At 68.9% G+C, this 9477-nt stretch carries 11 protein-coding genes and 1 pseudogene; 5 read left to right on the plus strand and 7 right to left on the minus strand.

Going from position 1 to position 9477, the window contains the following annotated elements; all coding sequences use genetic code 11:
• Positions 1-795, minus strand: a 795-nt coding sequence (locus ACWCYO_RS39300; RefSeq protein ID WP_449786884.1) for a peptidase inhibitor family I36 protein, incomplete at its 3' end; no start/stop codon positions are given.
• A 12-nt stretch (positions 796-807) separates the two neighbouring features.
• Between ACWCYO_RS39300 and ACWCYO_RS39305 the strand changes: the two genes are divergently transcribed.
• On the plus strand, positions 808-1467 hold the full coding sequence (locus ACWCYO_RS39305) for a GAP family protein (RefSeq protein ID WP_270139568.1): 660 nt from the start codon (positions 808-810) through the stop codon (positions 1465-1467).
• Positions 1468-1499: 32 nt separating this feature from the next.
• Here the strand turns inward: ACWCYO_RS39305 and ACWCYO_RS39310 are convergent, their stop codons facing one another.
• From ACWCYO_RS39310 to ACWCYO_RS39320, 3 genes are read right to left on the minus strand one after another with little or no spacing between them, the layout of a single operon-like run.
• The gene (locus tag ACWCYO_RS39310) at positions 1500-2720 is read right to left on the minus strand and encodes a cytochrome P450 (RefSeq protein WP_449786885.1); all 1221 of its coding nucleotides are present in this window, start codon (positions 2718-2720) and stop codon (positions 1500-1502) included.
• Positions 2721-2733: 13 nt separating this feature from the next.
• Complete coding sequence (locus tag ACWCYO_RS39315) at positions 2734-4125, minus strand: NAD(P)/FAD-dependent oxidoreductase (RefSeq protein WP_449786886.1); 1392 nt, start codon at positions 4123-4125, stop codon at positions 2734-2736.
• Entirely contained in the window at positions 4122-4349 is a 228-nt protein-coding gene (locus ACWCYO_RS39320; protein ID WP_270139574.1) for a ferredoxin, read from the minus strand. Before ACWCYO_RS39320 ends, ACWCYO_RS39315 begins: the two co-directional genes overlap by 4 nt.
• Before the next feature lie 437 nt (positions 4350-4786).
• Here ACWCYO_RS39320 and ACWCYO_RS39325 point away from each other — a divergent pair, with 437 nt between their 5' ends.
• Entirely contained in the window at positions 4787-5626 is an 840-nt protein-coding gene (locus ACWCYO_RS39325; RefSeq protein ID WP_449786887.1) for an SDR family oxidoreductase, read from the plus strand.
• 37 nt (positions 5627-5663) lie between these two features.
• Here ACWCYO_RS39325 and ACWCYO_RS39330 read toward each other — a convergent pair whose 3' ends face one another.
• Positions 5664-7481, minus strand: a complete 1818-nt coding sequence (locus tag ACWCYO_RS39330; protein WP_449786890.1) for a glycoside hydrolase family 15 protein — start codon at positions 7479-7481, stop codon at positions 5664-5666.
• Between the two features lie 116 nt (positions 7482-7597).
• Between ACWCYO_RS39330 and ACWCYO_RS39335 the strand changes: the two genes are divergently transcribed.
• Both ACWCYO_RS39335 and ACWCYO_RS39340 read left to right on the plus strand, forming a co-directional pair.
• Complete coding sequence (locus ACWCYO_RS39335; RefSeq protein ID WP_449786888.1) at positions 7598-7873, plus strand: hypothetical protein; 276 nt, start codon at positions 7598-7600, stop codon at positions 7871-7873.
• 71 nt (positions 7874-7944) lie between these two features.
• Positions 7945-8262: a helix-turn-helix domain-containing protein gene (locus ACWCYO_RS39340; RefSeq protein ID WP_449786889.1), complete on the plus strand. Its 318-nt coding sequence runs from the start codon at positions 7945-7947 to the stop codon at positions 8260-8262.
• A gap of 250 nt (positions 8263-8512) precedes the next feature.
• Here ACWCYO_RS39340 and ACWCYO_RS39345 read toward each other — a convergent pair whose 3' ends face one another.
• Complete coding sequence (locus tag ACWCYO_RS39345; RefSeq protein ID WP_270139582.1) at positions 8513-8680, minus strand: STAS domain-containing protein; 168 nt, start codon at positions 8678-8680, stop codon at positions 8513-8515.
• Between the two features lie 62 nt (positions 8681-8742).
• Complete coding sequence (locus ACWCYO_RS39350) at positions 8743-9177, minus strand: Hsp20/alpha crystallin family protein (protein WP_270139584.1); 435 nt, start codon at positions 9175-9177, stop codon at positions 8743-8745.
• Positions 9178-9286: 109 nt separating this feature from the next.
• On the opposite strand from ACWCYO_RS39350, the pseudogene ACWCYO_RS39355 reads away from it, so the two are divergent.
• Positions 9287-9477 (plus strand): annotated as a pseudogene (locus tag ACWCYO_RS39355) (type III effector protein); the annotation flags it as partial.

The raw sequence follows: 9477 nt of genomic DNA on the forward strand, positions 1-9477 counted from the left end.
CCCCATGACGCCATCGAACAGCACCCACAGGAAACCACCCCACCAACCCGAAACCGACCAAGCACACGAACAAACCCCGGACTCACAACTCACGGCACACAACCCCGCCCCCCAGCCACAACCCAGGAACCAGAACCCAGGGGCCAGCGCCGGGCCAGGGCCGAGGCCGGGACGAAGGGGACCGAGGAGCGGGTCCACGGGGGCGGCCGCGCAGGCCGGGCCGGCGACGGACAACAGCGCGGACGCAATCAGCACCAGGACAGTGGTCAGGCGGAAGAGGCGGGAGGCCGCCCGCTTGCTGGACATTCTTGTCTCGCGCATGCCACCCGCCTCAACGGGAGATGCCGATCCGGGAGTGCCGACCTCCTGCCCGGGGGCGAGGCAGATGGTGGCGCGGCCGAGCAGTTCGCGTCGTTCGTACACCTTCACGTGGCCCTTCACCCCCGGGCCCGAAATGCCCCGGTTGGCCCAGGACGAGTCGTGCTTGAACATGTCGCCCTCCCACCAGTGGTCGTCGCCGGAGTGCTCGATCTTCAGGCCCGTGAAGTTGGCGTCCGTCCACACGCAGAAGTTGCCGCTTCCGCATGGAACAGCCGAGGCCGGGGCGCGATGCGAGGCGATTGACGGCCGCGTATGGTCACCCGTTCGCCAGCGGTCAGTGGCTGCCGAGCCAGGAGACGCCCACGATGGCACAGAGTGCTCCGCCCCTATCAGGGGCGGCACGTCAGCTTCGAACCACTGACACGGGGCGGTCCGCTCCCGAACGTCCGTCTTTGGGAGGCCGCGGTGGGACACGCTGTCGGTGACGTGCTGGGCCTGGCCGCGGGTATCGCGGTCAGCCCACTGCCGATCGTGGCGCTCATCCTCGTTCTGGCCACCCCGAGGGGACGCCTCAACGGACTGCTGTTCGTCCTCGCCTGGGTCTTGGGGCTCTCCGCGGTCGGCGCGATCATGCTGGCTGTCGGTGGCACGGGCGGAGCCTCGACCCACAAGCATCCGGCCACCTGGGTCGGAGCGCTCAAACTGGCCCTGGGCGCACTCCTCGTCCTCTTCGGCGCCCGTCAGTGGCGGCACCGCCCCAAGGACGCCTCCGAGACGCAACTGCCGAAGTGGATGGCGGCGATCGACCGTTTCAGTCCCATCAAGATCGTCGGCTTGGGTCTGTTGTTCTCGGCGGCCAACCTCAAGAACGCGCCCCTGGCCATCGCCGCGGGCGCCTCGATCAGCTCTGCCGGACTCCCCGTACCCCAGCAGATCGGAACGCTCGCGATCTTCGTGGTGATCGCCTCACTCGGCGTGCTTGCGCCACTCGCCGTCTACCTGGCCATGGGTGAACGTGCCGAAGGCATCCTCGGCAGCTGGCGGGACTGGGCGGCGCGGCACAACGTCGCCGTCATGGCCGTCCTGTTCTTCGTGCTCGGCCTCAAGCTCCTGGGGGACGGCATCAGCATCCTCGCGGCCGCCTGACACGGTCCCCTGGGAAAGTCCCGGCTGTGGTGCTAATTGCCGTTCTGCTCGATGTGCAGATGGATCGGGCCGCGAAGAACGGGGCTGCGCCGGTACTGTGGCGGGTCGGCGACCAGCCTGGGGCGGTCGACGCGGCGCACCAGCTCGGTCAGCGCGATCTGGGTCTCCCGCCGGGCCAATGGGCCGCCGAAGCACAGGTGGATACCGCTGCCGAATCCCAGGTGCTGGTTGTCACGCCGATCGGGGTCGAAGCGGTCCGGATCGTGGAAGCGGTTCGGATCGCGGCTGCCCGACGCCAGCATCAGCATGATCCGGGAGCCTTTGGGGATCACGGTGTCGGCGACGGTGATGTCGCTGTACGCCGCCCGCCAGGGAATGATGTGGACGGGCGGCTCGTACCGCAGCAGTTCCTCCGTCAGTGGCACGACCAGGTCCGGTTGTTCGCGCAGCCGCTGCAACACCTGCGGGTGGCGCAGCAGCGTCAGCATGCCGTTGGTGATGAGGTTGACGGTGGTCTCGTGGCCGGCGATGAGCAGCAGGTTGGCGGTGGCGACGATTTCCTCGTCGGTCATCCGCCCGTCGGGCCCGTCGTCGTTGGCCAGCCGTGACAACAGGTCGTCACCCGGCCTGCCGTGTCGTTGTTCGACCAGGCCGCCGATGTACTGGCGCAGGTCTTTGCGGGCCTGTATGCCGTTGTCGAGTTTTTCCTTCGGGTCGGTCTTGGGGTTGTAGTCGATCGAGTCGATGATGTCGTTGACCCACAGGTGGAACCTCGGTTCGTCCTCGCGTGGTACGCCGAGCAGGTGGCAGATCACGGTGACGGGGAACGGGTAGGCGAAGTCGTCGACGAGGTCGATCTGTTCCTTGCCCGCGAAGTCGTCGATCAGGCCGCCGACGATGCTGCTCAGGGCGGGTTCCATGCCGGTCACCAGTCCCGGGGTGTGCGGGGGGCCGAAGTGGCGCATCGCCATGCGCCGCAGGCGGTCGTGCTCGGGCGGGTCGAGGTTGATGAACGCCGGGGTGGTCTGCTCTTCGGCTCCGGCCGTCGGATGCGAGAGGTTGCGGATGTCCGAGCTCAGGTGCGGGTCGTGCAGGATGTCGGTGATCTCGCGGTAGGTACTGATGACGTAGCTGCCGTCCTCCTGCCGGGCCACGGGTGTCTTGCGCAGCTCGGCGTACAGCGGGTACGGGTCGGCCCGGGAGGAGTAGTCGAGGATCCGGCGCAGCGTGTCGGGCGTCTCGGTCGTGGTCATCTCGCTTTCCCTCCTAGCGGTGCTGGTGCGCGGCCGTGACGCGGCGCTCGCTCGGGTCGTGGCCGGTGACGACCACGGTGGCGCCCTGGGCGAGCAGAGTGGGGCCGGGGAAGTCGACGGGCACCGGTTTCATGTCGGCGGGCTGGTCGGGGGTGGGGCAGGGCGGGGGGAAGGGTGCGGCCGTCTCGATCAGTTGCCGGTAGTGGTCCAGCCACTTCGCGTTGTTGAAGCTCACTGCCGCGGTGACACGGCCCCGATAGCCGTATGCGGCGACGAAGCGGCGGTCGGGCACCGATCCCTGGGTGACGACCACCTCGTCGGCGAAGGTCGGCACGCCGACGGACTTGATGTTGACCCCGAACTGGATCGACCAGAACAGCGGGATGGACAGGTGGGGCCAGCGGTCCGCCTGGCCGCTGACCATGTTGTGCGCCGCGACCTCGGCCTGCTCCACGGCGTTGGCCCAGTGCTCCAGCGAGATGAGCCGGTACTCGTAGATCGGGTTCGGGCAGCGTGCCACGTCTCCGGCGACGAAGACGTCGTCCGTGATCAGGCCGTTGAGGTCGAGGGCGCGGCAGCCCGTGTCGCAGGCAATGCCCCAGACCCCTGCGGCCAGCCCCGAGCCCTGCAGCCACTCGGTGTTGCGAATGCCCCCGAGTGCCACGACCGCCACGTCGGTGTCGATCGTGCTGCCGTCGTCGAAGTGCGCGCGGCGCAGGCGCCCCTGCGCGTCGCCCTCCAGCCGGGTGACCTTGACACCGCAGCGCAGGTCCACGCCGTGAGCGCGCTGCATGTCCGCGGCGACGTCACCGATCATGGCGCCGAGCGCTCCGACCAGCGGCGCCGGCGCGAGTTCGGCGACGGTTACCGGGATCTCCCGTTCGCGGCAGACGGAGGCGATCTCGGAGCCGGTGAATCCCGCACCGATGACCAGTACGCGTGAGGGCCCGGCGGCGAGTGCTCGCCGGAGAGCCTCGGCGTGTTCGCGCGTACGCACGACGAAGACCCCGTCCAGAGCCGCCTCGCTCTCGACGAACCACGGCCGGGCCCGGACCCCGGTGGAGATCAGCACCCGGTCGAAGGGAACCTCGCGTCCGTCCGCGAGACGCACGTGGTTGCCGGCCAGGTCCAGTCCGCTGGCGGGCACGCCCAGCAGCCACTGCGCATCGATCTCGCGGCGGCGCGGCAGCTTGGTGTTCTCGGCCGGCACCCACCCGGTCAGTACCTGCTTGGAGAGGGGAGGCCGGTCGTAGGGCTCGCCCATCTCGTCGCCGATCATGGTCAGCGATCCGGTGAAACCCTCGCCGCGCAGCGCCTCCGCTGCCCGCAGTCCCGCCAGGGACGCCCCGACGACCACGATGCGGCCCTCGCGCTTGAAGGCTTGCAGGTTCTCGGCGCTGGTCATGACGGCGACGCCTCCGCCGGTGCGTCCCGTCCCTCCAGCTGGTCGACCAGGATCGCCTGGACGGGGCAGGCCGCCGCGGCGCGCAGCACCTGGTCGCGTCGGGCGTCGTCGGGGTTCGGGTCGTACATCAGTGCTTCCTCGCCGTGCATCCGGAACGCGTCCGGAGCCAGGAAGGCGCACTGCGCGTACCCTTCGCATCGGGAAAGATCAACGACAACTCGCATCCCGACCTCCACAGGGGCTGCAAGCTGCGGGCCCGGGAGCCGGCGCCATTTCGGCGCGCAAGGCGCCGCAAGGCTGAGGAGAAAGGGACTCGGCCGTTGCCCACCTCCGCGGACTGCGAGGGTGCGTGCCGCGCCCGTCGGGTCGCCGCAGAAAGAATCTGGTTGTCGCCTACGAGACGACCGGCGGGTAGAACCGCCCAGAGATCATGACCTTCGTGTCGGTCAGCCTATCCCGTGCGCATATCGCCCGCACGCCGGGACTGGGCTGCCTTGCCGGTCGGCGCCGATGTCCGTGTCGAGGGCCGGCCGTGTTCGGCCGATCGGCGCAATCAGCCCGCACCCGGGATGTGGCCTGGACTTTCGGATGGTTCGGTGTCGACAGGGGTCATAGGACTCACATGGGTCCTGCGGTCAGCCCGACGAGGAGGAGAACCGGCGTGAGCGTGACTCAGGGAGCCCCGCAGGGCGTCATTCCCGCGCAGCTACTCAAAGGCCAGAAGGCACTGGTCACCGGCGCGAACTCGGGCATCGGCAGGGCGACGGCCATCGGCCTGGGGCGCGCCGGAGCCGACGTGGTCGTGAACTACGTCGCCGGGCGTGAGGAGGCCGAGCAGGTGATCGAGGAGATCTCCGGGTTCGGAGTGCGGGCGGCGGCGTACGAGGCCGATGTGTCCCAGGAAGACCAGGTCACCGCGATGATCGCACGAATGGTTCAGGAGTTCGGGACCATCGACATCCTCGTGGCCAACGCCGGACTGCAGCGCGACGCTCCGTTCACCGAGATGACGACGGCCCAGTGGCAGAAGGTGCTGGACGTCAACCTCACCGGCCAGTTCCTGTGCGCTCGGGAGGCGACCAAGGAATTCCTCAGGCGGGGGGTTGTCCCCGAGGTGTCGCGAGCCGCCGGGAAGATCATCTGCATGAGCTCGGTGCACCAGCTCATCCCCTGGGCCGGCCACGTCAACTACGCGGCCTCCAAGGGCGGCGTGCAGATGATGATGGCGACACTCGCCCAGGAGCTCGCGCCCCACCGGATCAGGGTCAACGCGATTGCGCCGGGAGCCATCAGGACGCCCATCAACCGCGACGCCTGGGACACTCCCGACGCGGAGAAGGACCTGTTGCAGCTGATTCCCTACGGGCGTGTCGGCGATCCCGAGGACATCGCCCACGCGGTCGTCGGCCTCGCCTCGGACCTCATGGACTACGTGGTGGGCACCACCCTCTACGTGGACGGTGGCATGACCCTCTTCCCCGGCTTCGCCACCGGCGGCTGAACCGCTGTACGCCGACAGGCGGGACCCTGGCTGACTCTCAGTCACGCTGCTGATCGAGGGCATCGTCCAGGGTGGTGGCGGCCATGATCAGCGACAGATGCGTGAAAGCCTGCGGGAAGTTGCCCAACTGCTCGCCACTGGGACCGATCTCCTCGGCGAACAGGCCGACGTGGTTGGCGTAGGTCTGCATCTTCTCGAAGGCGTAGCGCGCCGGACGAATCCGCCCGGCGCGGGCAAGAGCGTCGACATAGAGGAAGGTGCAGAGACTGAAGGTGCCTTCGGAGCCCCGCAGCCCGTCCGGGGAGGCCGCAGGGTCGTAGCGGTAGACGAGGCTGTCCGACACCAGCCTGCGCTCCATCGCGTCCAGGGTCGACAGCCAGCTCACCGTCCTGGGCGCCAGGAACCCGACACGCGGGATGAGCAGCAGCGAAGCGTCGAGGACATCGCTTCCGTAGTGCTGGACGAGCGCCTGCTCCTTATCGTTCCAGCCCCGCTCCATCACCTGCTCCAGGATCGCGTCGCGAGCCGCGGTCCACCGAGGGGCGTCGGCAGGACGGCTGTGCTCCCTCGCCAGGCGCAACCCCCGGTCGAGGGCCACCCACGACATCACCCGGCTGAAGGTGAAGTCCCGGCGCCCGCCACGGGTCTCCCAGACGCCCTCGTCGGGGCGGTCCCAGGAACCGGCGAGCCAGTCCAGCGTCCGCGCGACGTTCTTCCAGCCGTGGTAGCTGCCTTCCCTGGCGACCTCACGCCCCTCCGACAATGCATAGAGCGCCTCCCCGTAGATGTCGAGCTGCAGCTGATCAGCCGCCGCGTTCCCCAGCCGCACCGGATACGAACCCCGGTAGCCCTCGAAGTGCGAGAGAACCTCTTCCGGCAGCTCAGGGTCCCCGTCGACGCGGTACATGATCTGCAGCGGCTCGCCGTCGGCGCCTTCGTGGGCCTGGAGTCGGTCTCCCAACCAGCGCGTGAACTGCGCCGCCTCCTCGTCGAACCCCAGGTCGAGCAGGGCACGCACGGACAGGGAGCCGTCGCGGACCCAGGTGTAGCGGTAGTCCCAGTTGCGTTCACCCCCGATCTGCTCGGGCAGCCCCATGGTGGCCGCGGCGACAGGAGCGCCTGTGGGTGCGTAGGTGAGCAGCTTGAGCGTGATGGCCGAGCGATGCACCATGCTCGGCCACCGGCCGCGGTAGTCGGAGCGGCGCACCCAGCGCTGCCAGAAGTCCACGACGTCCCAGAACCGCTCCATCGCCCCGCCTGGGGTGACCGGCGGCGGAGGGTCACCACCGGGACCACCGACGGTGAACACCGCCGCAGCCACCTCACCTGGGCTCAGGGTCACCGCCGCCCGCACGTCGTTGCCGTCCTGCTGCAGGGGGAAGGTGCTCTGCAGATGGGCGGTGACGTTCGGTGCCCGGAACGTGGCCGTACTGTCCTGCAGGTCGAGATGGTGGGTGGCACGGCCGTAGTCGAAGCGTGGACGGCACTCCAAAGTGAAGTGCACCGTGCCACGTACCGCCCGCACGCCGCGTAGCAGCACGTGCCTGTCAGTGGGAGTGCCGGTGCGATCCGGTGGCATGCAGTCGAAGACCTCACCGACCCCGTCCGGCGACATGAACCGCGTGACCAGGACTGCGCTGTCCGGGTAGTAGAGCTGCTTGCAGGTGACGTTCCGGCTCTCCGGCGCGAACAGGAAGTAGCCACCGCGGTCATGGTCGAGCAGAGCAGCGAAGACGCTTGGCGAGTCGAACCGCGGAGCCGTGAACCAGTCGACGACCCCCTGGGACGACACCAGAGCAGCGGTCTGCAGGTCTCCGACGAGACCATGGTCGGCGATGGGCGGATAACGGTCCATGATCATCTCGCTTCCCTGGTGCCCTGGTTCCACTGTCCGCCCTGTGTGACGGGGCCGCCAAAGGGATGCGAAAACGAGGGGCGAGCCCAGGAGACGGCTGCCTTCAGGCACTGCCGATGGCATCCCGTGAAGCTGATTCAGCACTCGGGGCGTTGGCGGACCTCGGCTTCCGCGGCCTGGACGACGACGTACGCGACCTCGTGATCGTCACCGGCTTCCACGCCGGCCGCACTCACAAGCTCACCCCCGGCGAGAAGACCACCAACCGAGTCCTCGCCGTCGGCCGCGCCCCCGTCGAACACGGCTTCGCCCCCTCAAGACCTGGCGGATCCTCACCAAGCTCCGTACCGCCCCCGCCCGCGCCACGCAGCTCCTGCGCAGAAGAAGAGTGAGTCGAGGCCGTGGCTGGAGGAAATCTGTAACGTGGAAGTGAGGTTTCAGCGAGCGGCGAGGTGAGGTCGCGGTGGTGGAGCTGCCCATTGATGACGCGGATGCCGCACTGTACACAGTGGGGCAGGTCGCCGCCATGCTGCACGTCCAGGTCGCTTTCCTGCGGCGACTGGACGAGCTGGGCGCGGTGGTGCCCATCCGCTCGGCGGGCGGCCAGCGGAGGTACTCGCGCCGGGAGATCAACCGTGTCGCCGCCCTGATGAAGCTGATCAGCGAGGGCCTCACTCTCGAAGGCGCGCGCCGGGTACTCGAGCTCCAGGCCCGAGTTGAGGAACTCGAAGCCGACCTGGACCAGGCCCGGCACCACGGGCCGGGCTTGTCGGCGACCTGATGCGGTTGTCACCCGGGGCCTGGAGGGCCCTGAGCGACCGATGTTCCCGTCAGCTCGTGGTCTCCTCGGTCTCGCCACACGGCCGAAGTGCCAGGGCTCGTGGACGAGCGGGCCACCGCACCAGGACCGGCGGGGCGACGTCCGCATTGCCGAGGAAGATCGCGAGGAATCCGGTCTCCACCAGCAGCGTGCCCACATGAAGGCGGAACCGGGTCTGCCGGGCCGGCCGGGGTGGGCGTGCGGGGGCCGATCAGAATCCGGCGGCCAAGCGACGGTGGAGGCCGGTGAGCTTGAGCAGCCTGGCCACGGGCCTGCCGGCCCCTTGCCGGACGCGCCGCCCGCCGCGCTGGTCGGCCTGGTTGCGGGCCTGGACGAGGACGCTCAGGCCCGAGCAGTCCATGAACGTCACCTCCGACATGGACGTGTTCCGCGCCGCCCGCTCGGGGGGTGCGGGCGGCGCGGAACGGCGCAGGGACGTGGTCAGGCCTTGATCTCCTTGCGGTTTCCGCTGTGGCCGATGGCGATCTTGCGGGGCTTGGCCTTCTCGGCGACGGGGATCTTCAGGGTCAGTACGCCGGCGTCGTAGTCGGCGGTGATCCCCTCGGGGTCGAGCGTGTCGGAGAGCATGACCTGCCGAGAGAAGACGCCGAGCGGGCGCTCGGACAGCTCCCACTTCACGTCCTCGCCCTCGTGGCGGGGACGGCGTTCGGCCTTGACGGTCAGCGTGTTCCGCTCGACATCGATGTCGATCGCGTTCGGGTCCACGCCGGGCAGATCGAAGCAGATCACGTACTCGTCGCCGGCGCGGTAGGCGTCCAGCGGCATCGGGGTCGGCCGCGACCAGGTACCGGTCGTGCCGAAGAGCTGCTGGGTCAGCCGGTCCAGCTCGCGGAACGGGTCGGTGCGCATCAGCATCGCGAAACACCTCCACTGATCGATGGGTGCCAGTGCGCTTCACCTGAAACCGTTCTACCATGTCATGCATCCGATGACAAATCCTGCCGTCACCAAAGGAGTGACACTGATGAGAGAGTGGCCCGAAGCATCCGCCGCCGGCGGCGGAACGCCGAGGGGTCCGGCGTCCTTCCTGGCCGCCGTCGCGGCGCTCGCCGCCATGGAGGAGGCCGTCCGCACCGCGCAGGACACCGGGGCGACGTCCACGCCCACCGCCCGAACCGGCCCCGAGCAGGCACTGGCCGCCCTGCTCCTGCTGCG

The organism is Kitasatospora sp. NPDC001683, assembly GCF_053596495.1.